The organism is Blautia fusiformis (genome assembly GCF_020686995.1).
Classification (GTDB): domain Bacteria; phylum Bacillota; class Clostridia; order Lachnospirales; family Lachnospiraceae; genus Blautia_A; species Blautia_A fusiformis.
Map to the genome: position 1 here is coordinate 38,416 of NZ_JAJEPT010000011.1, position 25,451 is coordinate 63,866.

32 protein-coding genes are annotated in these 25,451 nt (G+C 44.2%); all 32 read right to left on the reverse strand.

All coding sequences use genetic code 11. From position 1 onward, the window contains the following. Positions 1–159: 159 nt before the first annotated feature. The gene (locus tag LKD46_RS10370; protein ID WP_227574105.1) at positions 160–4,032 is read right to left on the reverse strand and encodes a phage tail tape measure protein; all 3,873 of its coding nucleotides are present in this window, start codon (positions 4,030–4,032) and stop codon (positions 160–162) included. Between the two features lie 160 nt (positions 4,033–4,192). Then, positions 4,193–4,708 (reverse strand): phage tail assembly chaperone, encoded by a 516-nt coding sequence (locus LKD46_RS10375; protein ID WP_226854272.1) that lies wholly within the window; start codon positions 4,706–4,708, stop codon positions 4,193–4,195. 55 nt (positions 4,709–4,763) lie between these two features. Then, complete coding sequence (locus tag LKD46_RS10380) at positions 4,764–5,219, reverse strand: hypothetical protein (protein ID WP_021652452.1); 456 nt, start codon at positions 5,217–5,219, stop codon at positions 4,764–4,766. A gap of 18 nt (positions 5,220–5,237) precedes the next feature. Beyond that, on the reverse strand, positions 5,238–6,647 hold the full coding sequence (locus tag LKD46_RS10385) for a phage tail sheath subtilisin-like domain-containing protein (RefSeq protein WP_227574106.1): 1,410 nt from the start codon (positions 6,645–6,647) through the stop codon (positions 5,238–5,240). Beyond that, complete coding sequence (locus tag LKD46_RS10390) at positions 6,648–6,869, reverse strand: YqzN/YkzM domain-containing protein (protein ID WP_117628314.1); 222 nt, start codon at positions 6,867–6,869, stop codon at positions 6,648–6,650. It lies immediately after the preceding gene. A 12-nt stretch (positions 6,870–6,881) separates the two neighbouring features. Further along, the gene (locus LKD46_RS10395; protein ID WP_227574107.1) at positions 6,882–7,751 is read right to left on the reverse strand and encodes a hypothetical protein; all 870 of its coding nucleotides are present in this window, start codon (positions 7,749–7,751) and stop codon (positions 6,882–6,884) included. After that, positions 7,726–8,028: a DUF5026 domain-containing protein gene (locus LKD46_RS10400; RefSeq protein ID WP_117628316.1), complete on the reverse strand. Its 303-nt coding sequence runs from the start codon at positions 8,026–8,028 to the stop codon at positions 7,726–7,728. Before LKD46_RS10400 ends, LKD46_RS10395 begins: the two co-directional genes overlap by 26 nt. Then, positions 8,029–8,406, reverse strand: a complete 378-nt coding sequence (locus LKD46_RS10405) for a hypothetical protein (RefSeq protein WP_046438167.1) — start codon at positions 8,404–8,406, stop codon at positions 8,029–8,031. Beyond that, complete coding sequence (locus LKD46_RS10410; protein ID WP_227574108.1) at positions 8,403–8,765, reverse strand: hypothetical protein; 363 nt, start codon at positions 8,763–8,765, stop codon at positions 8,403–8,405. The genes LKD46_RS10405 and LKD46_RS10410 overlap by 4 nt, the downstream gene beginning before the upstream one ends. Then, complete coding sequence (locus LKD46_RS10415; RefSeq protein WP_226854267.1) at positions 8,762–9,205, reverse strand: hypothetical protein; 444 nt, start codon at positions 9,203–9,205, stop codon at positions 8,762–8,764. Before LKD46_RS10415 ends, LKD46_RS10410 begins: the two co-directional genes overlap by 4 nt. Continuing rightward, complete coding sequence (locus tag LKD46_RS10420) at positions 9,205–9,639, reverse strand: hypothetical protein (protein WP_158433213.1); 435 nt, start codon at positions 9,637–9,639, stop codon at positions 9,205–9,207. The genes LKD46_RS10415 and LKD46_RS10420 overlap by 1 nt, the downstream gene beginning before the upstream one ends. A gap of 11 nt (positions 9,640–9,650) precedes the next feature. After that, entirely contained in the window at positions 9,651–10,676 is a 1,026-nt protein-coding gene (locus tag LKD46_RS10425; protein WP_195566754.1) for a hypothetical protein, read from the reverse strand. Between the two features lie 24 nt (positions 10,677–10,700). Then, positions 10,701–11,129, reverse strand: a complete 429-nt coding sequence (locus tag LKD46_RS10430; RefSeq protein WP_118252757.1) for a structural cement protein Gp24 — start codon at positions 11,127–11,129, stop codon at positions 10,701–10,703. A 17-nt stretch (positions 11,130–11,146) separates the two neighbouring features. Further along, the gene (locus tag LKD46_RS10435; RefSeq protein ID WP_227574109.1) at positions 11,147–12,325 is read right to left on the reverse strand and encodes a hypothetical protein; all 1,179 of its coding nucleotides are present in this window, start codon (positions 12,323–12,325) and stop codon (positions 11,147–11,149) included. 64 nt (positions 12,326–12,389) lie between these two features. Continuing rightward, on the reverse strand, positions 12,390–12,866 hold the full coding sequence (locus LKD46_RS10440) for a Gp49 family protein (protein ID WP_195565626.1): 477 nt from the start codon (positions 12,864–12,866) through the stop codon (positions 12,390–12,392). Further along, entirely contained in the window at positions 12,859–13,320 is a 462-nt protein-coding gene (locus LKD46_RS10445) for an XkdF-like putative serine protease domain-containing protein (RefSeq protein ID WP_227574110.1), read from the reverse strand. The genes LKD46_RS10440 and LKD46_RS10445 overlap by 8 nt, the downstream gene beginning before the upstream one ends. After that, complete coding sequence (locus LKD46_RS10450) at positions 13,304–14,248, reverse strand: phage minor head protein (RefSeq protein ID WP_227574111.1); 945 nt, start codon at positions 14,246–14,248, stop codon at positions 13,304–13,306. The genes LKD46_RS10445 and LKD46_RS10450 overlap by 17 nt, the downstream gene beginning before the upstream one ends. Before the next feature lie 4 nt (positions 14,249–14,252). Continuing rightward, complete coding sequence (locus tag LKD46_RS10455; protein WP_423856348.1) at positions 14,253–15,635, reverse strand: phage portal protein family protein; 1,383 nt, start codon at positions 15,633–15,635, stop codon at positions 14,253–14,255. A gap of 20 nt (positions 15,636–15,655) precedes the next feature. Further along, the gene (locus tag LKD46_RS10460) at positions 15,656–17,122 is read right to left on the reverse strand and encodes a DEAD/DEAH box helicase family protein (protein WP_227574112.1); all 1,467 of its coding nucleotides are present in this window, start codon (positions 17,120–17,122) and stop codon (positions 15,656–15,658) included. After that, positions 17,115–17,915 carry a phage terminase small subunit gene (gene terS / locus LKD46_RS10465; protein ID WP_227574113.1) on the reverse strand — a complete coding sequence of 267 codons (801 nt, stop codon included), beginning with the start codon at positions 17,913–17,915 and terminating at the stop codon, positions 17,115–17,117. The genes LKD46_RS10460 and terS overlap by 8 nt, the downstream gene beginning before the upstream one ends. A 99-nt stretch (positions 17,916–18,014) precedes the next feature. Continuing rightward, positions 18,015–18,575 (reverse strand): ParB N-terminal domain-containing protein, encoded by a 561-nt coding sequence (locus LKD46_RS10470; RefSeq protein ID WP_021652434.1) that lies wholly within the window; start codon positions 18,573–18,575, stop codon positions 18,015–18,017. After that, positions 18,565–19,710 (reverse strand): phosphoadenosine phosphosulfate reductase domain-containing protein, encoded by a 1,146-nt coding sequence (locus tag LKD46_RS10475; protein ID WP_021652433.1) that lies wholly within the window; start codon positions 19,708–19,710, stop codon positions 18,565–18,567. Before LKD46_RS10475 ends, LKD46_RS10470 begins: the two co-directional genes overlap by 11 nt. Continuing rightward, positions 19,701–20,354 carry a ParB/Srx family N-terminal domain-containing protein gene (locus tag LKD46_RS10480; protein ID WP_044962048.1) on the reverse strand — a complete coding sequence of 218 codons (654 nt, stop codon included), beginning with the start codon at positions 20,352–20,354 and terminating at the stop codon, positions 19,701–19,703. The genes LKD46_RS10475 and LKD46_RS10480 overlap by 10 nt, the downstream gene beginning before the upstream one ends. Before the next feature lie 45 nt (positions 20,355–20,399). Then, a complete protein-coding gene (locus LKD46_RS10485; protein WP_227574114.1) occupies positions 20,400–21,176 on the reverse strand; it encodes a phosphoadenosine phosphosulfate reductase domain-containing protein in 777 nt (258 codons plus the stop codon). Further along, positions 21,166–22,545 (reverse strand): sodium:solute symporter family transporter, encoded by a 1,380-nt coding sequence (locus LKD46_RS10490; RefSeq protein ID WP_227574115.1) that lies wholly within the window; start codon positions 22,543–22,545, stop codon positions 21,166–21,168. The genes LKD46_RS10485 and LKD46_RS10490 overlap by 11 nt, the downstream gene beginning before the upstream one ends. A gap of 197 nt (positions 22,546–22,742) precedes the next feature. Then, on the reverse strand, positions 22,743–23,315 hold the full coding sequence (locus LKD46_RS10495; protein ID WP_021652429.1) for a helix-turn-helix domain-containing protein: 573 nt from the start codon (positions 23,313–23,315) through the stop codon (positions 22,743–22,745). 8 nt (positions 23,316–23,323) lie between these two features. Next, entirely contained in the window at positions 23,324–23,554 is a 231-nt protein-coding gene (locus LKD46_RS10500) for a hypothetical protein (protein ID WP_021652428.1), read from the reverse strand. After that, positions 23,535–23,765: a hypothetical protein gene (locus LKD46_RS10505; protein ID WP_227574116.1), complete on the reverse strand. Its 231-nt coding sequence runs from the start codon at positions 23,763–23,765 to the stop codon at positions 23,535–23,537. Before LKD46_RS10505 ends, LKD46_RS10500 begins: the two co-directional genes overlap by 20 nt. Continuing rightward, on the reverse strand, positions 23,740–23,952 hold the full coding sequence (locus LKD46_RS10510; protein WP_118510322.1) for a DUF6011 domain-containing protein: 213 nt from the start codon (positions 23,950–23,952) through the stop codon (positions 23,740–23,742). The genes LKD46_RS10505 and LKD46_RS10510 overlap by 26 nt, the downstream gene beginning before the upstream one ends. 15 nt (positions 23,953–23,967) lie before the next feature. After that, positions 23,968–24,189, reverse strand: a complete 222-nt coding sequence (locus LKD46_RS10515) for a hypothetical protein (protein ID WP_227574117.1) — start codon at positions 24,187–24,189, stop codon at positions 23,968–23,970. Beyond that, positions 24,186–24,506, reverse strand: a complete 321-nt coding sequence (locus tag LKD46_RS10520) for a hypothetical protein (RefSeq protein ID WP_227574118.1) — start codon at positions 24,504–24,506, stop codon at positions 24,186–24,188. The genes LKD46_RS10515 and LKD46_RS10520 overlap by 4 nt, the downstream gene beginning before the upstream one ends. After that, complete coding sequence (locus LKD46_RS10525) at positions 24,507–25,439, reverse strand: hypothetical protein (RefSeq protein ID WP_227574119.1); 933 nt, start codon at positions 25,437–25,439, stop codon at positions 24,507–24,509. Positions 25,440–25,451 lie beyond the last annotated feature (12 nt).

Here is a 25,451-nt window from a genome sequence, read left to right on the forward strand (position 1 = left end):
ATAAGAAAAGCGCCCGGCCCACATTCATTTGTGAACCAGACGCCTTTGTCTTATCTGAGTCATATATTACTCTCGACACTGGCTGTCTGCAATAGACATCTATCCAATTATTTTTGTGCTGCAGCACAATCGTTATTATTCTGCTGCCGCATTTTCCTTTTACATTTCATTCATCTGATATAACAGGAAACCCAGCCTCAGCTGAAAACGCACATCAAAATCAGAAAGATTTTTTCCAAGTATCTCAGCGGCCTTTCCAAGCTTATAATTAATTGTATTTCGATGTACGATCAATTCCTGTGACGCACTTTTGACACTGCAGTCATTAGCCAGGTAGCACTGAAGTACTCTGACCAGATCTGAGTGGTTCATCTCATCATATTCATACAATGGAGCTACTGTATCTGCCAGATATTCTTTTATTGCTTTCTTATCTGTAAGTGTGAGCAGTACCCTGTAAATCCCAAGATCTTTGTAAAAAATAATCTTTCCGCCATCTGTGCTTTGCTCGCCCGGAACCTGACAGACACATAATAGATCAGACATTTTTTCCGCAAACTGATAGCTCTTATAAATCTGCCTGATCCCGGAAATCTGCTTACTTACACTTACAAAAATCTGTTCCTTCTGACATACCATCCTGCATAGTATCTGAAAAATCCTCTCTGTAGTTTTTCTGCATGCTTCATCAGAATAATCACACAAAACCAGAAGAATCTGCTTATTCTGAGCAGATGTGATTCTTCCGGCTGATTCCATCGAGTTAAGCTCTGAATACCACTGCTCAACATCTGCCTGTACGCTTTCCTTTGCCGATTGTCTCTGATCTCTCATTGCTCCCAGTAAGTCAGTGAATGAGCCACTTTCCAGATCAGCTGCATTCAAGCTCCCGTATTCCTGATTTATCCAGTCCCATTTTGCCTGTGCTTCCGATTCCTTCCACCGGGCAGTTATGCTGTTCATTTTTTCCTGCAAAGCACTGATGGCGCCTTCTTCATCTGCATCTATGATTCCATCTTTCAGTGCCTCAGAGACCTTTTGTGATAACTGGCTAGATAATCCATCCAATTCAACATAATCCGCTGTAGCCCATTTCTCGATGTTCTGGGCTAATGTCTGTCCCTCTTCCGTACCTCCGAGATACGTCTGAACGTGGATATGCGCTGCAAACGTCCGACTTTCCAGTTCATCAATCTTGCTCTTAACAAAAGTTTCGATATTACTTGTGTAATCTTCCTGTTCTTCAGTCGTAAGTTTAATACCAACTCTGCTCTTAAACTCCAGAACGTCATTGGATTCCAGCGCCTTCTGGGCATCTTCTCGAAGCTTATCAGCGTTCTTTACCTCATTTAAGGCAACTTCCACATTGGCCAGGTACTTCTGATCAAGAATTCCAGAAGCAATGTCCTGCACTTCCTGAGCCGATAGTTTGATGTTTCCAAAATGTTCTTCCAGATTACTGTTCAAAGCTTTCTGGTTATAGTTGTCTACTGCAACACCAATTCCAACTACTGCCGCTGTTACTGCCGCTGCCGCAAGTCCGAATTTCGCCGCTGTCGGAACCATTGCTCCCAGATCACTTATGAACGCTCCAACACTTGGCGCTGTCTGTGCTGCAAGTCCAATGCTTTTAATAGCATTTCCGATAGGCTGTAAGGTGGTCGCAATATTCTTTGCATTTCCAAGAAGCCCAGTTGCTCCTTTAGCGATCAGCATAGAGCTGAGCACAGAAGAAAGGCCTGCTTTCTTTCCTCCCGGAAGAATAGCAGACGCGCTAGAGAATAATGTTCCGAGGCCGGAAGAAATCAGATGTTTCCCATCTCCGCTAATCCAGTCGGCAAAAGGCTGACCGATAAGAGTATCCCATGCAATATCCATCTTTCCGAACATATCCGCATTCTGCCACTCATCAGATGCCGTCATGGTCCCGATAACTGTCTTCATGTGTGCTGCTTTTTTGTCCACAGTGTCCATAAAATCATTCAGAGCAACCGTCACAGCCGGCATTGCGTCCGTAATGGAATCAACGAATCCTCTGACATAAGGAGTAAGTCTCTGTCCAAAACTGTTCTGAACACCCTCTACAGCCGACTGCATAAGAGTCATAGAGCCTGCCAGGTTGTCCAACATGGTGTCAGCCATATCCTGCGCTGCATCTTTTGAATTTCCGATAGCGTTGGAAAGATCGTTATAATCCTGTTCTGAAGCATTGATGATAGCAAGCATACCGCTCATAGCCTCTTTTCCGAAAATGGTGGATGCCGCCGCTGTCTGTTCAGTTTCAGAAAGACCTCCTAAACTGCTTCGCAAATTATCCATGACACCTTTCAGTGTTTTCATGTTTCCTGAGCTGTCGGTCAGGCTAATACCATATTTGTCCATAGCCTCTGCCATGCTGTTAGTTGGTGCTGCCATGTTAGCCAGGGACGTCTTTAAGGCTGTACCGGCCATGCTTCCTTTAATTGAACTGTTAGCCATAAGTCCTAATGCCAAAGAAGTATCTTCGACGCTATATTTCATGGCTCCTGCTACCGGAGCAACATATTTGAATGATTCACCCAGCATGCCTACGTTTGTATTCGAACTAGCGGACGCCTTTGCAAGGACATCCGAGAAATGACCGGCATCTCTTGCTTTCAGTCCAAAAGCTGTCAAAGCATCCGTAACAATATCCGAGGTGCTTGCCAGATCTTCGCCGGAAGCTGCTGCCAGGCTCATAATACCGGATATACCAGCGGTCATTTGTTCTGGTTTCCAACCTGCCATAGCCATGTAATTAAATGCCTGAGCCGCTTCAGTAGCAGTAAACTTCGTAGTTGCACCCATTTCCTGTGCTTTTGCGGTCAGATCATCAAACTCTTTCCCTGCAGCGCCAGATATAGCCTGGACCTGCGACATCATACTCTCAAACCCTTTGTATGTATTCACAGTATCAGCCAGTCCTGCGCTCACTCCAAGGAATGTTGCGCCCTGCGCTATTGGATTCTTTGCAGCATTTAAAACCGCTCCCATTGGAGCAGTAGCAGCATCTACTATACTCATAGTTGCCGTAAAAACGCTTCCGTCCCAGGCTTTTGCTTTGTCCCTCACATCGTCGATGATCGGACTTGCATTATCATCTGCCCCCAGTTCCGCTGTCCCGGAAGTTCCATCGAATGTGGCCACTGCATCTTCGGCACTTCGGATTATCTCCGTGGCTGTATCATCAGCTTCCACTGAGGCCACAGCCACTTCACCATTCAAGGCGGCCAGTGCATCCTCCACATCCATAATTTGCATCGTAGCATTGTCGTCCGCAGTAAGCTCTACTACCGCTTCATTTCCGTTTAGAACAGACAGTGAATCTCCAACACTATTTACCACCCCGGTGGCATTATCATCCGCCCCCAGTTCCGCTGTCCCGGAAGTTCCATCGAATGTGGCCACTGCATCTTCGGCACTTCGGATTATCTCCGTGGCTGTATCATCAGCTTCCACTGAGGCCACAGCCACTTCACCATTCAAGGCGGCCAGTGCATCCTCCACATCCATAATTTGCATCGTAGCATTGTCGTCCGCAGTAAGCTCTACTACCGCTTCATTTCCGTTTAGAACAGACAGTGAATCTCCAACACTATTTACCACCCCGGTGGCATTATCATCCGCCCCCAGTTCTACATCAGTACTTGTTCCGTCAAGGGTTACTGCTGCATCCTCGACACCAGATATTTCGGCAGTAGCATTGTCGTTTGCTCCTATCTCAATATCTGCTGAAATTCCTCCTACTCTTTCAGCTGCATCTTCGACTCTTGAAAGAACCGGAGTGGCATTGTCATCTGCCGAAACTTCAATAGAGTGCTCACGTCCAAGCGTTCGTTCCACTCTCTCTGCTGTTCGTTCAATCCCTCTGGTTTTTAATCCAGATGACAGGATCCGATTTACCTTCTGGGCGGCAGTGGCCAGGGTGTTCATCTTATTCGTGATATTTGATAGGCCAGGGTCTGTATTATCATTCACAGATACAGGAATTTCAATTCTAATTGTTTCTCCCATTTACCATGTCACCCCTTTTTCGTATTCGCCTCGATCCATAGCCTGGTTGAAGCAAAAAGAAAAGCCCTCTCTCCAGAGGGCAAACTCATTACTTCACTCGGCAATAAACCTTGGCGTTGAAATATGTGGTGGAGCAATGTTGACTTTCCACCGGCCATAATCAGTTTTTTGCAGTTTCAGCCTTCACTTCTTCATTATTGAAACCATTAACATCATCAATAATCTCCATAATGCGGTCTTTTTCTCCCGGAAGGAGAACAGCGTCAATTACATCGAGAGCATTGATAATACAGATGCCTTTTGCTTCCAGGCCCTTTTTGACAGCCGGATTATCCCACAGTTTGGCCTTGTCTTCTTCCGTAGTAGAGTTGTAGATCACGGAAGCCCTGTACTTTGGCATATCCAGTTCGTCCGCAACCCGGATGCCCTGGCGGCGATTCTTTGTATATTTTGTGTATTTTTTTCGAATATCTTTTAACATTTCATCAGTCAGTGAATGAATACTGAAGGAGAAATACTTCCGTTCGTTACGAATGATCTCGATCTTCTTTGTGTCATTTGCTGCATTATCAGCAGCTGCCAATAATCCTTCCAGATAATCATCCTCGTTTGCAAGGATAGTTTCTCTTTTCTCTTCCTCAGTTAATTCCGGATCCATAAAGTCTTTATTTGCCATTTCTTTTCCTCCTGTTAAAAACGAGGGGCTGATGCCCAGCCCCTCTTAATAGAAATCAGATTGTCAGTTTGCTCTTATTCTCAACCTTGCCATTGCAGTGCAGGGCAAAAGATCTTTTCAGCACATCGCCTGTAGCTACGTTCTGGATATCGCTGTCTCCGGAAAGGATACACTCTCTGTAGGTCACACGTTCCTGTGATCCATTTCTTCCTTCGATAACTCCTGTAAACATCAGAACAGGAGATTCTCCGTTTGCAATAGCATTGATAACCGCATTAAACAGCTCACCATCAAGAACTACGATTTCGGAAATGTTTACGGTAACTCCTACGGTTCCATTAACCTCAAGCTCTCTGTTCTGGCCAAGAGGCGCATATTTGTAGTTATTAAATGAACCTTTAGTAGTGAAACTTTCAACCTGTGCAAATGGTTTTCCAGCAGAGTTATAAAGCATCGCATCTTTGCCGGATCTGCTGTGTCTGGCATCAGTAGCCGCGCTCTTATTCAGCATTATTTATTCCCCCTTTTCTTATTCTCCAGATGCAGCAACAATAGTGCTGAACTGGAAGTAGTAATTCAGATAGATGTGCTCTGCAGAATCCAGATCGATCACTTCGATATCAAATCCACAGGTGTCTCCATCAGTAGTAACAGTTGTAGATTCAGTTACATTGCCGTACTGGATCTTTCCTTCTGCCTCCATGGCATTGCAGATACCCTGGATAGCTGCCATGATAGTGGCTCTTCCGTTTGTATCGTTATCAACCTTTCCAACCAGTGCGTCAGCTGCTGCATTTGCTCTGTTCAGAAGTTCATAACGTGTCTTTGTTCTACGGATTTTCTTCCATCCGCTGTCGTGGTTGGCATCCGGATGAACCAAGGTATTAACACCATTGTCAAGCCATACAGCCCCATCAGAAGCCGTAGAGAGGACCAGGCAGCCTTTTTCTTCAGCTACTTCCATCTCTGTATTTGTAAGGATTTCATTCAGAACGCTGTATCTGCTAAGAGTAGCGTGTGTCACGGACTGGTTCGCAGGAGTAGCGGCTACAACACCCGCAATATACGCAGCCACCTGATATCCTTTCAGCTCTTCATTGCCGGCATTGGCATTCGCATTCAGCGGCGCGATTACGTTTTCGGTATCGAAGCTGGAGATGGATGTCATCCTATCTTCCAGTGAAGAGGAAGGTTTTGGAGTGACAATTGCCATTCCAAAAGAGCCAGCCAGATAAATTCGGTCAAGAAATGCCGCTACCAATGCATGGACAGCGGCGTCTTCTGTATCAACACAAATGGTGTTGAAGTAATATTTCTCCACTTCTTTTAATCCGGCACTGTAGTCTGCGTTTGTTACTGTCGGATCTGCACCATCTGCGAAAGCTGACTGGCTAACCGCTGTAACGGCTCCTGATGCGTCAGTAATATCGACTACAAAGTTCTTTGAGGAAGCAAATGCTTCTTTCAGTGCAGTAGCTTCTTCTGCTCCTGCTGCAAATGTTACCTTTTCGAACTCAGAGCCATCCAAATATACGATGCACTCCTTCTTTGAGGAATCGCCAAGCTTCTCTCTGATTGTTGCTGTAAATTTTGCACCGCTTGGATATTTTGTTGAAAGCTTTGCCTTGCCTGTTGCACAAGCAAGAGAGGCGCTGCCAACCGTACCACCGTTTCCTACTCGAACAGCGATAAGTTTGACAGCGCCTCCATAGAACGCTTCTCTTAATGCATCTGTGGTGCCTCCAGTACCAAAGGTATTTTCATATCCTTCAGATGCCGGAAGAACTGTAGCTTTTCCAAGTGGTCCGATTGAAGACTTGAAAAGCACTGCTACAACACCATCAATTGCTCCAAAGTTTGTTTCGTCCCCTCTTTTCTGTACATTGAAGTATGCACTGGGACGGATTTTGTTTTCTCCAAGAGAAAAATAACCTGCCATTTATTTGACCTCCTTTTTCATGAATCTATCAATGATCTGTTTCGCTTCCGCAACAGTCATTTCTGTTTTTTTGCAGCCTTTGAAGGCTGCTACTGCACATTCGCGAGGAACTCCAAATACTTTTGTGCTTGCATTTTCAAGTTCCTGGATGGTGTACTTGTCAGCGGACGGCTGTACTGTTTGTGTCGCAGCCGGTGTCTTCTTGATATCTTTTTCTGCCATTGCTTACTCCTTTCATGTAAGATCGTTGACTGTTACGCCTGATATACCAGGCTGCTTAAATGTGTCTTTTAAGCACGCATAATACCCTGTCAGAGACATCTGCCCCTCTCTAAGGTAATCAGCATTGTTGTTCATTTTCAGAGCTTTCACGACCATTGGGGAATCATCAAACATGATGATCTCTTCATCCTTCGCTAAGCTCTGGTGAAGTGCGGCCATCATCTTCAACCGCAATGACGGTTTCGGGCACAGGAGATGCACCGAAATAACTGCATTGAACCACGACAGGCTACTCCTGCAATGACCATCTGTGCTGTCAATTGATTTCAGTCCAGAATAGAAAACAGGAGTATCTGCCGGAATGGTGTATTCTGATAACTCATCAATTCCAAAAACTATGCATTCTGGGAAAAGATTCTTAATATACCTGTTCAACGCCATAACAGGATCTGGATCCGTAGTTTCCTGTGCAGGGTATTCCAGAATATCGAACACAATTTCTTTGCACAGCACTGCGTTTCCTTCCAGGATGTAAGGTTCGCTTCTGGCCCATGCAAAGCACATAGGTGCCTCCCCTTCTGGTTTCATCACCACGTCCTGAAGACAATTCCTGATAGCAACTTCTATCTTCTCTACTTCAAGCGGATCCATGATGTCGTACAATGCGACAGTAAGCTGGCCAGATGAAGACCGCTTTGTATCCACCTGTTTGTTGAAGACATAAGAAATCCTCGGATACTGGCTTTTCCCATTCCATCCCTCCTGCTGATCAGGAGGAAACTCTGTGTTAAAGATGGCCGGCTTATCTGCGTACTTGGACAGAGTTCCGTTCAGAAGGTTGTCCTGAGATAATCTTCTATACAGCAACTGATTCAGATCCATTTTCTACACTCCCCTCATATACGTTCACCGTTTCCATTCCGTCAGAAGAATATCTGATAGTCCACATTCCTTTTTCAATAGCCTCAGCCTGGATCGCGAAATGATTCTGGATATTCTGTGTTTCCGGAAGGAATAAAACTGTGATGGTGTCAGCAGTCACTTCTGTCACTATTCCAGACTGCGCTTTATCCCAGGTTTTATTTTTTGCCGAGATAAGAGATCCTCTTCCGATTTCAGCAAGATTTATAACTTTCTTTGTTTCTTCAGTCAGTAACATTTACCCTCCTAATTCCGAGAACAATGCCAGGATTTCCGGCATCGCAGTTTCTTTGATTTTTTCAACATAAGGACGAGCTGCCATTTTGCTTGTTCCATGTTCCAGGTATCCCGAGTAGTGCATTCCAGATTGGATTCCGAATATGCCATTTCCTCCACCGCCAGAACTGTACATATTCCAGTTTCTTCTCAGGTTTCCGCTTCTTACACCCGGTGGACTTCCGGGAGCTGAAGGACTTGGATTGGCCAATACCGTAAGAGCAGCATTTCTGAGTTCATTGGCACCCTGCATCATCTTTGCATCAACCTGTCGTTTGGTTTGCTCTACGCGGTTCTTTACTTCTTCCTGTACGGCTGCCGCTGCTGCCTCCGGACTCATTTCAGATCATTCCTTTCTTCAAGATAAGCAATGCCGGCAACCCCAAGGTCTCCGGCATTATCAACAGCAAGAACTAAATATGCTTTTTCCTCATATGCAAGAATATCTGACTTTTTGAGATCACATCTTCCAGATACCACAAGGGTATGCGTCAGGGAATGCAGTTTCTGGTCCCATAGGTGTTTTGTCAGCTCCCTCTCATTCGAAGTCGCCTGTGCAAGAATTCCATCCACTATAGTTCCCGTATCCTCATATGAGTTCTTTGCATATCCATCTACATTGTCCACATGCATCTTCAATACCCGGAAGCTCTTCCAGAGATTTCCCGGACGAAGGTACATTATGTTTCCGAACATCATATATCTTCCCCCTCTGTTTCCTCATGTGACATCATTCCGGCATAAAAATAAGGCGGTGTTATCCGCCCTGTTTCTGGATTTTCTGCCAACGGAAGAATTGCTTCGGCCGAAGCTGCACTGGCTTTCAAGTCTTTTTTCAGATCCTCATACATCTCTTTCCATAGTTTGGCCCGTTCCCCCATGGATAAGGAGAGTGGGCCAACCTTTGTATCGGGTTCAAATGCAAACTTCCGCATAATGCTTTCAAGGCAACGAAGTTTTGCTTTTTTCCATTGTCTCGCCGTCGGAACCTTTTCCGGAATCACCGCATTGTATTCCTCATCGCAGAGCGCACAAGTCTTTTCTTTTCCCTCGACCATTACATCTCCGAGTTCAAAACGCATACGGTCTTTTCCGTATTCAGCAATATTCCCCGGTTCGTACTGATATGTTCCAGGCATCAGGCATCACCTGCGCTTTCCTCCAGTTCCCCAAGGCTCTTCGCCTTAGTTTCAGCTTCTTTCTTTACAGCAGTTCTCGAATCTACTGCATTCAGAAAGATAAGCACTGTATTATCCTCTACAGTGTCTCTAATATGAGCTACAGCATCCTTCTGGTTCATCTGCATAGTTTTTACTGCTTCCTGAAGCTGAGGCTCTGTAACGTCCAAATCGAAGCCCTTATCTCCTTTTACGATTTCGATTTTGAAGAATACTTCTCCGACTGATGCCACGCATTCCTCAAGTGTTTCAACCGGAATACCGTCACGAATCACAGTCAGCACTCCCATTTTTTCAAGAGCTACCGGATCAGTGACTGCTTCGGCCGGGATTTCCTCTCCGATGAAGTATCGTTTCCCGCTCAGAGTGCATGGTTTATTTGCAACAAGCTTCATATGGCACCTCCTTAGACTGCAGATTTGTAGAATCTCGCCAGATCATCGGATGTCTTATGCATATCTGTTGCCATAAGTCCTTCCACGTATTCTGTATGTGTTCCATTCTCGCCAAGATAGTTCAGAATCGGAAGTATCTGTCCATTTCCAAGCATATCCCATGTAAAGATGTAGCCGGCAGACGGTTCATCAATGCTCGGTGCGTTTGTGGCATAGGCAAGAAGGAATGCATCCGGATCTCCGATGTACTGCATGTTTTCATCTTCTCCCATGCCGGCATTGTTCATGATGGATTTAAGCACCACGATCTTTTCTACTCCGAAGAGCTGTGCCAGAACGTTTTCTGTTACAGACGCTGGGTTTGCAGTGCTTCCACCATATTTAACCCTTTCAAGGATTGCCGGATGCACCTTCAGGGCATTGAATACATTGATACCAAGGCCGAGGCGGTTCGGCATGCGTCCTGTCTGCTGATTCATGTTTGTCTTCTCGCTATCGATAAATGCAATAGGATCAGAGTTTGCATTGCTGAATTTAATGAACTGGTTTGTGCTTGGAGAGGTATTGTCTACTCCTTCAAGTTCATTCTTCCATGCGCCGGCTTTGAAGTAGCTTTCCGCAAACAGACGATCCTGATGGATATTTGCCTGTTCTGCAATGGTTTTTACTCTCTGCTGTTTAGGCTGCATTGTGGTTGGTCCCTGTCTTCTACTGAGATCGGTCTGGCGAATCTGATCAATTCCCATGATCATCTGGTCTACCTGGCATACATAAGGTTTCATGCTCTCGCCTACTACTGTAGGATCAACTTTTCCATAAGCAGGTTTTCTGCTCCAGTTATCTCTCAGAAGATCTTCCTTGCTGAACTCATAGTAGTTGTCAGAAGAAAGACTTACCGGACAGGTTGGGAAAAGAGCCTTTGCGAAGTAGTTAGCTGCATTCTGGTAATATGCCAGAGCCATGTTTGTAAGTGCTGTGTGAGGTCTGAATGCGCCTTTTGCGATTTCAAACTGGATTCCTGCTGCTGTGTTTCTCATCAATATTATCCTCCTTTATCAAGATTATGCTTTTGCCTTCTGGTATTTAGAAAGCTGCAGTCTGCTGTAGCCTCCAGCAGATACATTGTTAAGAGCTACCCCGATCACGTAATCACCAGCTGCCGCAACTGCCGCTTTTCCTCCGGTGGTCGCAGTAACCTCCTGCCCTTTCTTGATCTCAGCGGAAGCAATGACGAATCCGATGTCCTTAATCAGGATATCAACGTCTTCACCCTTCTTAACATTTCCAGCTTCTACACCGGAAATGTCATTATATCCACCTTCGATAATAGAAACGCCAAGCAGAGGTGCTGTGCCATCGGCAGCGACAACCACATTACCATCAGTATCGTATTTCAGAATAAGGTTACGGATGTCAGCAACATCTGCTCCTGCCTTTTCGGAAATAGTTGGTGACTGGTTGATCTGTGTTCCATTAAAATTTTTACCCATTATCATTCGCCTCCTTCTTAGTATCCGGCTTCGTTTTCATACTCAGCTACAAGCTCCGGATGTGCTTCCCAGGCTTTTGCCAGTGCCATGTTATATGGCATGGAAGGATCTTTTTCAATCAATCCCTTTGCAATCTTATCGATTTTTCCTTCTGCTGCAGACTTCTTGACTGCTGCAGTTCCGCCAGAGAATGATTTTCCGATTTCTCCAAATACGCCAGAGTTGTTGACCATTGCCACATTTCTGTCGAGAACGCCGATCATATCATTGTAGGCAGTTCCACCTGCACTTTTCAGCGTTTTCAAGGTCTTAGCCAGTTCTTCTGGCTTCTCTCCAAGAATTTCGTACTTCTTAGCAACTGCATAAAGTTCTCTGTCTTCCGTTTCCTCCGCTCTTTTCTCGAGAGCTTCCAGTTTTTCTCTTACAAGAGGATGCAGTCCTTTGTAAATATCATCGTCTGTATTCTGTTCTGGCGGTGCAAAAGATTTCTTTGTATCTGTTTTCTTTTCAGTTCCATCATCATCGAGAACGTCTGGGTTTTCCTCTTTTTCGCTTTTCTGCGGTGCTTTCTTCTCGATAGACGGCTCCTCGTTTGTCTCTACGGCAAACTTTTTGATAAGTTCATCATATGTCGCTCTTTCCTCAGCAGACATTTTTGACTTGTCGATTTTAATCATGTCTTCCAATTCTCCTTTCGTTTCTACGGATTTCTGAATGATTTCCTCTAGATTGCTATGCGCTTTCATCACCATAGGAAGATCTGTTTCGTCAGGCGCATCCAGATTCTTTTTGATTTTTGCAGATGTTCCCCCAGCCCATCCGGGAATGTATTCCTTCATAGCTGTAGCGAACTGTTCAATGCTTGTATCCATTGCACTCTGCTTCCCGCTGCTGTCCAGTTCTGGGTCGCACAGGATTGAATTAAGTGAATTCTGCAGGGCGTAACATACAGACCAGATTTCATCCCGGATTGCGTCCATGCTCACAGCGTTGATCTGTTCATCAAATGTCGTGGCTGATTTCTGCACCTCTCCGCTGATCCAGTTCAGGAATCGTTTAAATAGTCCGATTTCCGGGTCTGATGTTTCCTCTGCTTTATTCTTGCCTTTCAGCAGTTTGATATCAGCTCTCTGATTTGCGCCTTCATCAACGAAATCTACTTTACCTACTTCCAGGCCTTTCAGTTTTGTTGCCACAATGCTTCCTCCTTTCGCTTTTATTTATCAAAAAAGCACCCTTTCGGATGCCTATTGATCACATTTATTTAATTCCGTGCCACGCTGTCTGAAGCAGAAATCCTAAAAGATACCAGATCTTATCCTTTATCTTCTTCATGCAGATTTCTTCTCCGAGCTGAGCATCTACACATGTAGATGTTTCAATGATCTCAAAACCATTTCGAAGTACGCAACGAACCATTACCGTCTTATAACCTACGGTACTGGTTTTGGTGTAACTGATAAAATCATTCACCATGTGTTCTCCTATTAATACGCCAGATATCAGTTTCGGATCCTCTTGAACCTGCATATAAGACTGTTCGAACACATCTTTCGGAGACCAGCTGATATATCCATCCGGATATTTAACTACATATCCCAGATTGCCATCATCTGAACCTCCAAACCTTCTTCTTGCTTCTTCAATGGTATCGCAGGCACCTGTTTTTAATGCCTGTGCTTCTGCAAGAGTTGCTTTTTCTGCCTCAACAAGCTTTGTTCCAATATATTTATTCATTGTTTACTTCTACCCTTTCTGCTTTCCCTTCAATGGAGAACATGCTGTAAGTTCCATCTTTTACTTTCTCCCAAACATCCGCATCTGTAACCTGGAATCCAATCCACCAGCCAACAGGGAGTGTACCTTCCGGGATTCCCATTGCCGCCATCTTCTCTTCCGTAAATACAACACTCTCGATCAGATAAGCAATCCCGCCTCTTTCGTGCATCTCTCCACCTTCCCGGTAGAGATCAACAAACTTGTAAGCGGCACTTTCAAGTTCATCAGGCTCTATGATGTCGCCCTGCCAGTCTTCCAGAGTTTCTCCATTCTCAGCAATGGCAACACTGGCCCAGCCGAATGCCTGCATTTTTTCATTATTTGTCTTCTTTACCTGGAACTTTCTTTTTGTTACCGCCGGCTTATTGTCCGGTTCGTCCCTTATTTTCATTATTTCATTGAATGTTTTCATTTTTCACCCTCACATACTTCACCGCACATTTACAGCGCGGGTGTAATGGTGGAATAGACGTTGTAATCTCTCTCCTTCCGGATACTGTTTCGAATTCATCATCCATTCCTATCTTAGTGCCTTCAAGAGCTGCACATGATGCACACACATGACCGTCTAGAGCTGTTGACCACTCTTTTTCCATCTCCGGAAGGTTTCCTGCCGTTACCGCTTCCCTCACAAAGGCATCTGCGCCATGGTTGTAGGCTTGTGCTATTTCCGATCTGGCTATAGTCTCTGCCCTATACCGCTGCTGTCTTTCTGCATATTTCGAAGCAGCTTCTCTCGCTTTCCGCTCAATTGACTCAGGTTTCATTCTTGGATGATCTGTTGTCAGCCTTTCCTTGATGGAGTTGTAATATTTGAGATTCGCCGCAGCCTGTCTCTCTGTCAGTCCTATTGTTGGCCGGATATATCTTGCCGTTTCAGCACTGCTCATATTAAGAGATTCAGCTTCAGCGATCAGATACCGAATTGCGCTCACCTGCTCATTACAACAATTTGTTATCAAATCTCCCGTATGATCAACAATCCAGCTTCGAACCCAGCTCTCAGAGCTTATTACATCTTCTGCTCCACAAAAGAGAGAATTGTTTTTCCACCCTTCAAGAAACGCCTGTTCCCATACAGGTGTCATTTTTTCTGACAGCATCTTCGAATAATCCTGGAACCATATATCAAAAAGGCTTTCCGGATCTGTTTCTCCTATTACGAGTTCTCGCAGTTCTCTGTACAGCATGACTGCTGCCTGATCCTGCCAGAATCGAACAAGCCATCTTACTGGTTCATCAATATTTCCCTCGAGATAGGCGTCAAGTGCATCCAGTACTCTCTGTGATTCTTCGCTTTTTTTAACAGCCCTTGATCGTGGCCGTATTTTTCGCATCATCAAATCACCTGCCTAACCTTTTCTTGGCTTCCTCAGCATCTTGATTCTCTTCTGGATCCACCTCTGGTCCATCAGGTTCGTTTGCTGTCTTCTCTGGTGCTCTGCGCTGTGCTTCTCGCCGTTCATCTTTCTCTCTGGAATCTGGAACTTCCGTTCTTTCCGGCAGGTTTGCTGCCTCCCTGACATAATCTTCCAGTTCTTCATCAGGTATCAAGATTCCCGTGCCGACCATATCCTTCAGGAATGTTGACAGTTTCGTGATATCCCGTTTGTCCACATCTCCATGGGCGAGTGTAGGATAGTCCTCAATCCCATCGAAATGGGAACCATTAATGTCTATCAATGAAGGAATGCCCTGGTTATTGAACGTCTCGCAAATAATATCTAAAAAAGCTCCGAGCGCAACAGAAAACAATTCTGTCTTGTCCGAGCTTAGTGCGAAGCTTCCAGTCTTTTCATGTCCAAGCATAATAAAATCTGCAAGGACTGTCTGGGCGATCTTCGTATCGTATCTGTTTATGATTGCATTGGTGTCAAATTGTCTTGTGCCTCCGGTGCTCAGAAGTTCCGCTTCGTATCCATGCGGAAGAACAAGCCCTTCGGATTCATTTCTACGAAGGTTCTTTACCATGGTAATAAGTGCTCCATTAATTTTAACCATGTCAGGATCTTGACTATCCCATATTTCTAAATTTTCAGGAGCATGAATAACTGGCAGACCTGCAAGATCTCGCTCAATTCCGATAGCTTCAATTTCCTGGATTCTCCGTTTAAAATACCAGGAGCGATATGCGTTTCTTAAAATACTCCGACCTTCTGGATTGTCTTTTACGCTCTCCGTTCGGAATAGCATTGCTTTACTCATCGGTATAGTAAACAGTCCATAATCCGGAGGCGGTTGCTGTGTCATTCCAATCAGATTGTCACTATCATCATATTCCCAGCGGTACAAGGTATCCTGTGCTCTCGGAGGAAGTTTCTGCCAACCTATCAGTCCATCAGAGTATTTGCTTGATGATCTTCGGTTCTTTGTTTTACCCATTCGGCGCTTATATACAATCTCATGGAAGCTCCAACCGTAAGGCAGGAATGACAGGATTTCCGAAATGGTATCTGTCCATGTGGCCTGCATGTCGTCCATACAGCTTTCAACAAACTCTGCAGCTTCCTTGTCTTTGGCACTGTCACCTCCCGGCTCTACATGCCACTCAACCTGCCGGATCAACATCTTAATTGCAAAAAGAATGGCTCCAACGGTATCGTCATTCTCTTTCATTTCTTGAAATACCTTTATCCCACGCATTCCGGACAGTTCCGGAAGAAATTCCTCGTAAAACTGTCCTTCCCAGCGTTTCTGTCCAATCCGTCCATACTCTTTCATCTTCATCACCCCTCTTTCCGGCTATATCAGCCCCAGTAATTGTCTTTGGTCAGTTCCTGTAATTCTTTGACTCCAGGTGCTGTGCCTGTGTGTTTCTTGATCTTTCCGAGATACAATGCCAAAGAAAGAGCATCTGCTCGGTCGGGGGAATCCAGCCCCCTTTTCTTCATTTCTTTTTTTGATTCGATTTCAAGCTTTCCGTTACTCGTCATTGTATATTTTCTGGAGGAAAGCTGGCCGACCGTCTGCTCATCGTCTTCAATTACAATTTGCTTGTTATCCAGAAGATCTCGCATGCTGGCCCACATGGCGGTGGTCAGGTTATTGTACTTTTCAGCTGCATCTTTACCTGCTGCCGTATCGGTCTCAATCTTTTCTGCTGCATTTATCGGAATAATCTGCATCTTATACAGCTTCTGTTCTTTCCGGACTTCCTTCAGACGGTCAGTAACACCTCCACCAAGACCGGTGTCATCAATCTGTACATACACCTTGCCTTCATACTTTGAATACTCCCTGTATATCTTTTTGAATTCCTTTACGATGTCACCTACAGTGGCCATCAGGTTCTGTCCTCGCCTGTTTCGGACTATTTTGCAATGACCATGATAATTACGATATATGATCGTTTCATCATCTCCGAAACGAGCCACATCTACCCCCAGTGATACAAACTGCATCCCAGCCGCATCATCAAGTTCTAGCAATTTACTGCTGCACTGCTCGATCAGGCTTAACGGAATAAATACATCATCTTCCTGATTCGGAAATTCTCCACGGACACGGACACGGACTACGTTTGAATCCCATCCATACTTCCTTATGAGCGAATCAATATTTTCTTTGTTTGTTCTACTGCTGTCTGCAGATGATACAGTGTGGCATTTATACAGTGCCCTGTCTCTGGTATGCGAATCATAGAATGTTCCAGATGTTCGTGTTGGGTTTCCACACAGAAGAAGTTTATTATTTGATCCGGATAAGGTACCAAGGATAGCCTCCATGATCGGATCCGCAACACCGGAAGCTTCATCAACGATAAAAAGCATATTATCTTCATGGAAGCCTTGCATATTCTCTGGCTTTGTAGCAGTCCTAGCAACACCAAACCAACGCTTTTCATTGCCAACCATATAAACATAGGTCTTTGTCCATTTCAGAAGCATAGAGAGCAACTCAGACTTGCTCATCCACTTAGAAATCTCAGACCAGAGGACATCGTGCAACTGCTGTTTGGTTGGTGCTGTCGCAACGATTCTTGGATATGGGAAACAGGTTATGAACCAAAGAAATACTGCTGCCTCAAGACCAGTCTTTCCTACACCCTGTCCAGATTTAATACTGACCTTCGGGTTTGCCGCCAAATCTCTTGCAGCTTCTGCCTGCCATTCATCAGGTTCAAAGTTGAGCACCTCCCGGAAGAACATAACCGGATCATTTCGCCACAGCGGTATGCTTTCATCAAGGAATTCAGAGAACTGAATATCATCCATCTTTGTTCTCTCCTTCCCTTGCTTTTACCACAGCTTCGGCCCATGCACGAACAACCTCATTGCCCTTGCTTTCTCCGGCTATCTTCTGCTTTTCAAGTCTCAGCTTCGCAAGTGCTTCAATAGCCTTTGTCTTCTTTGACTGTACAGTTGACAGCTCTTTTTCAAGTCTGGCAATCATATTGTCCTTGTTTTCCATTGTGGTTTGCATGTTATACATATCTCCCGGCAGACGTTCTTCAGCAGATATTTTCTTCTCTATGCGTTCTTCGTAGAGCTGCTTGTCCTCTTCTGTTTTGAATGTCCTTTTGCTTTCGCTTCGGTTGAATCCATACAGGGATACTTCACCTTTCATGTTCCGGTATTTATTGATTGCAATCATGATCCTTCTTTCCCTCACGGCAAAGAGCTGAATCTGTTCGATCAGGAGCATTTCTTCATCCATCGGGATATCTTCGATCATATCTTTTTCAGACTCATCAAGGACATCCCAATATACAGAGGAATATGCTCCGTGTTTCTCTGCAATCTTATCTCCCGGTTTCAGTGGACCGCCCTTATTTCCAACTGCATTTCTGTTTCCAGGCTGTCCACCTTTATGGCGAGCGTTCGTTTTTTTCTTTTGCGAACGTTCGTTTTTCTTTCCTTTTGTCTTTCCGTCCCAATTCTGTGTTGATTTCCACCGCCGAACTGTGCTGGCCGGGACGTCCAACTTCTTGGCAATGTCAACAAGTTTCATCCCGTTCTTATACATTTCCTCAGCTTCAATGCTGTTGGGACTTCTTGCCCTTGCCAATGGACACCCCTCCCCTCCATCATCTTATTTCGGCATATGCAAAAGGGAGAGGTTGCACTCCCTCTCCCCGCTTTCTGTTCTATATGTCGTAGAACAATATTAAATTTTTGTAATAAATTCAGCTTTTGAATAGCCCGTCACCCCTTTTGTCATCATCTTCAAGAAGTCTTCTTTTGAAAAATCTGACAATCGGAAGATCTCCTCCGGTCTCATTCCAAGCTGTTTTCCGATTTCTTCAACTGTTTTGCCTTCGTCCATGAGTTCTTTAACGATTTTCTTCATAGGTTCTAGCAAATGGGTACCTCTTGCCCTATTATGGGTAACGGTACCGTAAATATTTTTCGCTTTATCTTTATGATCAACAATCACTACAAGCACTTTTCCCTCAAGACGTTCGTATAATGTCCTGCGATCATCTTCTTCCGAAGGAGGAACGTACTTCCAGTCAGGTCCTGCAACCGTCCATCTGTGGAATCCATCAATAATAGTACCGTCTGGTCTTACCACAATTGGCAGCGTCCATCCGTTTGTAAAGATAGACTGTGTGAGCAGTTCCAGATTTTGTCTCGAAACTTTGTTCGGGTTGTAATCATTTGGTTTGATCTTATTCCTATCTACCCAATGCATGGTCCTAGATGGTGCTGACAGCTTATTGTCCATGGTGTTCTCCTTTCTTCGCATCGTTGATATAACGTCCATATACTCTCTGGTACAGTGCCCGGAATGCCCTCATTTTGGGATCTCCGGATATCAGTCCTTCGTATATGTGCTTGCAATCGGCCGATGTAGCTATTGCTGATACCGCCATAAAGAAATTACGGTATCGTTCTGCCACATGCCTTTTATGCGGAGTGTCGAAAAAAACGTCCATGTGATTAAAAAGATGTATCAGCTCCTGCCGATAATCTCTCTGCTCCTGTCCCTCTTCCGCCTCTTTCCTTTTTCTGGAACTTCTGCCGAACATCTCGCTGTCCCAATACAGGGCAGCCAGATAAGCGTTCGGTTCTCTTCTGATGATCCGTTCCATAAGATCTGGATAATACTCATTCATCTTCACAAGGCTTCTTGCTGTATCAACAGAAAAGAACTGGGATACTCGCATCTGCCTTTTACTGGATCCTGACTGCCAGAGGAACAAATATATCTCCGGGATATCTACATGATTTCTCAGAAGGAAGAGCCAGACATCATTGTCCGTCCAATCATAAATGGGAAATACCTGCTTCTTTGCAGTCATTTTGTTTCCTGCTTTTGTCATAGACGCAATATTCTGAAGCCTCTGTACAGATTCCGCTGTACGGATACCGACCATTGTAATTCCTGATACGGTTGTCCTTGGCAGGAAATCCTGATAAGCATCAATCCTTGGACGTAACAGTTTATGGTTCCTTATCGCAAAGGAAGGCGGCTGTCTTACCCATACGTCTTGTTTTGCGGAATCCCAGCAGATAAATGTTTCATCATTTGACAGTTCATTGAAGCAGTTAAAATGTTTTACTTCTACGCAATACCATTCAAACTTTGCTCCCATCATCATAAAGATGCGCCGCCACTTCTTTGTCATATCCTCCATGCAAGGAAAGATTGCTTCTTCATCTATAAACTGCACTGTAAGTTGTTTCATGTCAATCTCACCTCGATTGGCCAGATTGACCATCAGCTGCGCCACGCATAAGCTGTCCTTTCCCCCACTGAAAGAAAAGAACACTGGTAGCCCGTTTCCGAACACGTTTTTTATCCGGATCTCTGCAGCTTTCACAACATCGATATTGGCTTCACAACGTTTTACAGCCATATCTTTTCACCGCAGTTCGGGCAGATAACAAACTTCCGGGTTTCTGTTATTTCCGGTTCTGTTTCAGTGGTATTCTGCCTTTCCGACGATTGGTTGTCTGAAGTGTTCGGATTTTCCGAACTGTTCTCTGAATTATTGTCAGATATTTCCGCTGCTGCCGCTTTCTGCTCCCGTTTCTCATTGGCTTCCTTTATCTTCTGGATCTCTGATTCGTCCAATGTTCCATATTCAGAGATTTTCTCAGTTACTTCGTCTGCATCCGCGACCATCTGCTGTAATATTTCTTCATCGTATCCCGGAATGTCCAGATCGCCCTGCAATTCCTCAAGAAACTCATTCAGTGTATCCAGATTATCAATTCCAAGAGCATAAGTCTTATTGTCGGCTATCATAAGCTTCTTTTTATCATTTTCAGAAAGTTCCGTTTTTACATATACGGATGCCTCCTGATAACCAAGGCTCACCATAGCCTCATATAAGCCGTTCCCGATCAGAATCACATTATTTTCATCCACAACAAGGGCTCTGGTCTGTCCAAACTTCTCAAGGGAGCGTTTCAGTTCCCTGATCTGCTGTTCAGAATGAATTCTGACATTTTTCTCTGGATGTTTAAGATCATCCAGTCTCTTTTTAATAACCTTCATTTTGTCCTCCATTTCTGAAGGGCAATGGCCTCCGGCTGCAACCGGCTATTTGATAGCTTTTAAAAAATCTCTGGCTCCATCGAAATGCTGTGCCGCACTTTCAACTATGGTCTTATCAATGTCGTAAACTTCTTTCCAGCCCTGCTGTTCTGTCTCCATGTACTGTCTGGCAGGCCATGGATGTGTGCCGCATAAATATCCTTTCTCCCAGTCATATATGGGTGGGAGCTTCACATCATAATAGTGAATGTATGCAAGGATATCTTCGTGCCTCCACTCTGCAAGAGGGCTGTATCTGGTGATTCCGGCTGAATTAGTGTAGATATTATCTTTTCCAACATAATTGCCGTCTGCCTTTCTGCGTCCGAGCAGGAGTATTTCCAGCTGATGTTCTTTATAATATCGTGCCTGTCCCCTGTGCTGTACGATATGGAACCACTGCGCTGCCTTATTGCTTTTATCCGGAAATAACATATCCGGATGCTTTTTCAGCCATTCCATATCTTGTCCGGTATTGATAATCTCAAGGCCAGAAGGTTTATTCTGCTCTACCCATGCAATAAATGCCGGATATTCCAGATTACACCTTACAAGGACGCTCTGATCAATGCCGGCTTTCTCGCATATCTCTCCAAGTACCAGTGAGTCTTTTCCCGCACTCCATGCATAGGCTGCCTTTTTCCCCTTGCATTTCTCTTTGATGTCTTTCACTGTCTTTTTCACAAGGGAATCCAGTTCTTTCTTTGGCACCGTCTCTTCAATGTGATCAAGCGCATTCTTCCAGTCTTCATTATTTCGAACGGATTGTTTTCTACCGAGCATAGTGTCTCTCCTTTCCGGAAGCAGCCAAGGCGATAAGTCCGCTCAACAGGACTGTCAGCAAGCTTCCCAGTGTTTTATATGGTCCACTATTCAAAACGCTGCCGTAGGCGAATACAGGAAGCCCTACAGCCAGTGCAGCAACCACACCTGTGATAATCCCTTTTGCATTCAGTCTTACCCCTTTCAGTGTCATGACTGTTGGAAGTAATGTTGACGCCCTCAGTGTGCCATAGAACAAAAACAGATGTGTCACTGTAATTCCCGGGATATTTGCAATCAGAATGCCAGTGATCAGAAGCACTACCATTGCAACTCTGGTCTTCCTGATGTCTTTTCCTCCTGCAATATCTGTCGTAAGCGAAGATACTGCGCACAGGTTGCTATCCACTGTAGACAGCAAACCGGAAACAATCATGAAAAGGAACGGCAATACTGCCCAGGACGGGAAAAAGTGGCGGATCAATTCAAAATTGATGATTCCAAGGTTCTGTGCCTGATATCCTGCACCGGCTCCCATAAATCCAAGAATTCCCATTGACAGTGGAACCACCGCAAAAAGAACTGCTCCAAGAAGAAACGCTCTTCCCAGCTTCTCTTTTTTTACTGCAAATGCCCTCTGCCAGAAGCTCTGATCTCCAAACGGCCCGGATAAAAGTCCTATCGTTGTCGGAAGCCCAAAGGCTAAGAAAATCTCTACTCCTTTTCCAGAAAAGAGCGTTGTACAGTCTCCTGATATACCACTCAGGCCCTGTATAATGCCCTGTGTTCCTGTATTTCTTACTCCGAATATTACAAATAGGCTACATGCAACAAGCATGAATACCATTTGAATAGCATCTGTAAGCATAGATGCTTTAATTCCAGAGAACAGAGAATAGGAAATTGCTATACAAGCGAGCAGAATAGTCATGGTTTTAAACGAAATTCCTGTTACTGCACTAAGAATCTGGCTTCCCGCAAGAAGCTGAACTCCTGTTGACAGAACAGACAGTCCGATCAGCTGAAAGAGGTAAACTCTTTTCACTCCATCGGATTTGTATTTTTCTTTCATGTAACCAGACAGTGTCATTCCTTCCGGCATTTCCTTCCGGATTTTCTTTGCAAATGGAATGAATATCACCAGACAAAGGGCATTCGGAACCAGAAACCAGAACAGGCCAACCCAGCCGGTAGAATATGCTTTCTCAGTTGATACAAATAATGCCGGAGCCCAGATCCACGTTGCCGCAATGCTGAGAGCCGACATCAGCCAGTTTTCAGAACGGCTTCCAACACAGAAGCGTTCCACATTTTTTTCTTTCTTTGTCAGAATCACTGTTGCCAGGATCATAATAACTGCATATACAAATAATATTGTTACTCCATTCATGCGTAATCTCCTCTAAAATATTTTAAAGGAGCATTCCCATCTTTCTATCCTTTCCTCCCTCCCAAGATTGCATTAAAAAAGCCACTGGTTTTTCCCCAGTGGCTCATGGCTTTTGATTAAAATTTTACCCGCATATCATACACCATTTTCGTTATTAAGTCAATGTTAAGTTAACAGATTCCGTTATTCTGATTTTATTAAAAAAACTTCAGACCGTCAATTCCGAAAAACAGCGAAGATAAGCGCTCTTTCGCAATTTTGATATCTTCATATACAGTGACCTTGCTGACCGAAAATTTTTTTGAAATTTCTGCAATCGTCATTGGAGTCTTTGATATGTAAAGGGCTTTAATAATCTTATAGCGTCTCTTATCTTTTTCCGATAATTTGCTACAATAGATACGGTATACATCAAGCATTTTGTCAATATGCTGTACCATGATAGCGGTTCTTTTGGCCGAAGTTTTGATGCTCTCCACTATGACCTTATCATCTTTCATGGTCATGATGTCTTCCAGCACCTCTGTAACCTCCCCTTCCTTGGACTTGTAGACGGCATTTTCGTAGCTCGCCTTTAAAGTTCTGTAATTTCTAAGGAGTAAATCAGTATTATGCAAACGACGATCAATCTTCTCCTTCTCGCTTTTTCTCTGCCCTACCATCATTGCATCAGACGCAACCTGTGCGCCGGCAAGGGCAGCCTGCTGAATCATTGCATCAATTTCCTCTTTTGTCAGTGCTACGAATTGTACTTTTTTCTCTGTGTCCATGCCATACCTCACAAATATTTCTTTCCTGTTTCCGGATCCTCAAATCGAATTCTGTCGCAAAGTTTAAAATTAAATCCTTTTGCCAGACGTTTCACCATCTTTACGAACATATCTGCCTCGTTGTCTCTCCGCGTCCAGTCAGATCTGAAAACCTGTGTCTGCGGTTTTGATGCAGAACAAATCGCATCATGAGCGGTCTTATCCTTACACCCGCTGGCATTATAAAGTGTTCTGTCCATGCTGTCCCTCCCTCGACCTTTTTAAAAATCCACTTTTATATCCTTCCCATTGCTGATCGGTCATTTCCGGTCCCAACAAATCCCTCACAGTGTCAAGTGCCTGCTTTGTTCCACAGTCAGGACATATTTCTGTTTTCCTATCCTTTCTCGACACTGCTGGTCTGATGCCGTACTGCTGCCCGCATTCAGGGCATATCTTTCTTATCGCCATTGTCCCCACCTCCCATATCCAAAAAATCCTCGATGTTCATCTGCCCAGGTACTCTGTAGTTTTCCCAGTCAACAGGGCTCCGGTAATAATGTGCAGTTAGGCTATTCCAGCATTCCGGACCATATCCCCTTTTGATGCTTTCCGGATCCGTCAGTTTCTTTCCACACTTCTGGCATTTACTGTACATATGGGCTTCCTTTCTTTACTCGTCTGTATATGTTTCATACGCTAATCGAGATATTGGAATTACCTTTTCTTCCGGCACATTGCACATATCCGCAATACTCTTTTTCTGCATGCTTACATATTCTTCAAGATCGATGTTTTTTGTATCAATATCGACATTCAGCTGCATATAGCCATCATCAAAGTTATACAGCTCTGCGTCTAAAATTTTATAATATGTGCTAATACTACATTTCATTGCTTTTCCTCCTGCTTTTCTTCTTCTATTTTTCCGCACATCAGTTCGACAAGCCATTGTTCCTGTTTCATCAAATACTCATACTTCCACTGAAGCAATGCCTGATCCAGAGCATGATCTGCTATATGAAGCTGCATTTTCACAGAAGAAATTCTCATTCTTGTTTCATCGATCTGTTTCTGAATCCTCGCGCAAAGCTCTCCGTACTTGGATGCTTCACTTTCTTTTCTCACTCTTTGTACTGCTACCGCGCACCATAATGTAAAAAATGCTCCTACTGTAGCAGCTCCAGCAATATAAAATAATACTTCTATCATTCATTCACCTTCTTCCCCTTCTTCAAATTTGAATTCGACATTCTCACTGCTATCCACTCCAAGCTGTTTACATTTTGCCATTGTGGACGTTCCTCCGGAATGATATGTCCTGAACAAGAACAATTCCTGAACGATATGGAAATACGACATGTTATAGCAGAACCTTTCTTCTTCACTCAGCTCTTTTATTGCATTTTCTCCATGTACCCATCTGTACCATTCTTCGAAACATCCGACCAGCTCCTGCATGAGAGAAATACAGTAATGCAGAATGTACTTTTCTTCATGGCTTTCAAGCTCTTTGTCTTTGCAATCCCATTTTGTTTCCCGTAATATCTTCCATAATTTTTCTACTTCCGGGGATCTCCACGCAACCATGCAATATGTATGTGCGTCTTCTGAGTAATGATAATAATTTCTCTCAAGATGTCCCCTGGCTTCTTTCTCTGTAAGAAACATCGTGTTTGGGTACATAAATGGTCTGATCGAAATACCAATTATCATGGTATCATCATGTCCATTGTTGGCAAGAAATTCATTCACTTCCTGCGTTGACAAATCCTCATACTCTTCTTCTCCATCTTCCGTGTACGTCAGTTTAAAATCCCATGTGTACCCTGTTTCAATTTTGCAGTTTTCTCTATCGATATTGCAGTCTGGCAAGATGTTATCATTGAGATACTTCACTGTTTCTTCCGTTGTGCTTGTAACGGTGCTTCCATCTACTTGCAGGACAAGTTCATCTGGATTTTCATTGTCAACTACTCTCTCGCTGCCTTTAATAACCCAGAAGCGAGGATCCGCTGTTCCTGTTGTGTCCTGAGTATTCATCTCAAGCTGTAATTTCTTCAGAAATTCTATATCTTCCTGTGAAATATCTCTTTTCTCTGTTGTATCTTCATGATACTGCAATGTTTTATGAAATATTGCCATCTTAATTCCTCA

Bases quoted from the DNA above. Each gene is read 5' to 3' on its own strand.
- LKD46_RS10370 (WP_227574105.1), bottom strand. From the start codon at position 4,032: ATGGGAGAAACAATTAGAATTGAAATTCCTGTATCTGTGAATGATAAT.
- LKD46_RS10480 (WP_044962048.1), bottom strand. From the start codon at position 20,354: ATGAAGGTTATTAAAAAGAGACTGGATGATCTTAAACATCCAGAGAAA.
- LKD46_RS10420 (WP_158433213.1), bottom strand. From the start codon at position 9,639: ATGAAGCTTGTTGCAAATAAACCATGCACTCTGAGCGGGAAACGATAC.
- LKD46_RS10445 (WP_227574110.1), bottom strand. From the start codon at position 13,320: ATGAAAACATTCAATGAAATAATGAAAATAAGGGACGAACCGGACAAT.
- LKD46_RS10515 (WP_227574117.1), bottom strand. From the start codon at position 24,189: ATGAAATGTAGTATTAGCACATATTATAAAATTTTAGACGCAGAGCTG.
- LKD46_RS10375 (WP_226854272.1), bottom strand. From the start codon at position 4,708: ATGGCAAATAAAGACTTTATGGATCCGGAATTAACTGAGGAAGAGAAA.
- LKD46_RS10455 (WP_423856348.1), bottom strand. From the start codon at position 15,635: ATGAAGATGAAAGAGTATGGACGGATTGGACAGAAACGCTGGGAAGGA.
- LKD46_RS10475 (WP_021652433.1), bottom strand. From the start codon at position 19,710: ATGGCTGTAAAACGTTGTGAAGCCAATATCGATGTTGTGAAAGCTGCA.
- LKD46_RS10450 (WP_227574111.1), bottom strand. From the start codon at position 14,248: ATGATGCGAAAAATACGGCCACGATCAAGGGCTGTTAAAAAAAGCGAA.
- LKD46_RS10495 (WP_021652429.1), bottom strand. From the start codon at position 23,315: ATGGACACAGAGAAAAAAGTACAATTCGTAGCACTGACAAAAGAGGAA.
- LKD46_RS10525 (WP_227574119.1), bottom strand. From the start codon at position 25,439: ATGGCAATATTTCATAAAACATTGCAGTATCATGAAGATACAACAGAG.
- LKD46_RS10400 (WP_117628316.1), bottom strand. From the start codon at position 8,028: ATGTTACTGACTGAAGAAACAAAGAAAGTTATAAATCTTGCTGAAATC.
- LKD46_RS10505 (WP_227574116.1), bottom strand. From the start codon at position 23,765: ATGGCGATAAGAAAGATATGCCCTGAATGCGGGCAGCAGTACGGCATC.
- LKD46_RS10430 (WP_118252757.1), bottom strand. From the start codon at position 11,129: ATGGGTAAAAATTTTAATGGAACACAGATCAACCAGTCACCAACTATT.
- LKD46_RS10415 (WP_226854267.1), bottom strand. From the start codon at position 9,205: ATGCCTGGAACATATCAGTACGAACCGGGGAATATTGCTGAATACGGA.
- LKD46_RS10380 (WP_021652452.1), bottom strand. From the start codon at position 5,219: ATGCTGAATAAGAGCGCGGCTACTGATGCCAGACACAGCAGATCCGGC.
- LKD46_RS10395 (WP_227574107.1), bottom strand. From the start codon at position 7,751: ATGGATCTGAATCAGTTGCTGTATAGAAGATTATCTCAGGACAACCTT.
- LKD46_RS10440 (WP_195565626.1), bottom strand. From the start codon at position 12,866: ATGAATAAATATATTGGAACAAAGCTTGTTGAGGCAGAAAAAGCAACT.
- LKD46_RS10425 (WP_195566754.1), bottom strand. From the start codon at position 10,676: ATGAGAAACACAGCAGCAGGAATCCAGTTTGAAATCGCAAAAGGCGCA.
- LKD46_RS10510 (WP_118510322.1), bottom strand. From the start codon at position 23,952: ATGTACAGTAAATGCCAGAAGTGTGGAAAGAAACTGACGGATCCGGAA.
- LKD46_RS10405 (WP_046438167.1), bottom strand. From the start codon at position 8,406: ATGAGTCCGGAGGCAGCAGCGGCAGCCGTACAGGAAGAAGTAAAGAAC.
- LKD46_RS10490 (WP_227574115.1), bottom strand. From the start codon at position 22,545: ATGAATGGAGTAACAATATTATTTGTATATGCAGTTATTATGATCCTG.
- LKD46_RS10520 (WP_227574118.1), bottom strand. From the start codon at position 24,506: ATGATAGAAGTATTATTTTATATTGCTGGAGCTGCTACAGTAGGAGCA.
- LKD46_RS10470 (WP_021652434.1), bottom strand. From the start codon at position 18,575: ATGGACAATAAGCTGTCAGCACCATCTAGGACCATGCATTGGGTAGAT.
- LKD46_RS10410 (WP_227574108.1), bottom strand. From the start codon at position 8,765: ATGATGTTCGGAAACATAATGTACCTTCGTCCGGGAAATCTCTGGAAG.
- LKD46_RS10385 (WP_227574106.1), bottom strand. From the start codon at position 6,647: ATGGCAGGTTATTTTTCTCTTGGAGAAAACAAAATCCGTCCCAGTGCA.
- LKD46_RS10460 (WP_227574112.1), bottom strand. From the start codon at position 17,122: ATGGATGATATTCAGTTCTCTGAATTCCTTGATGAAAGCATACCGCTG.
- LKD46_RS10485 (WP_227574114.1), bottom strand. From the start codon at position 21,176: ATGCTCGGTAGAAAACAATCCGTTCGAAATAATGAAGACTGGAAGAAT.
- LKD46_RS10500 (WP_021652428.1), bottom strand. From the start codon at position 23,554: ATGGACAGAACACTTTATAATGCCAGCGGGTGTAAGGATAAGACCGCT.
- LKD46_RS10390 (WP_117628314.1), bottom strand. From the start codon at position 6,869: ATGGCAGAAAAAGATATCAAGAAGACACCGGCTGCGACACAAACAGTA.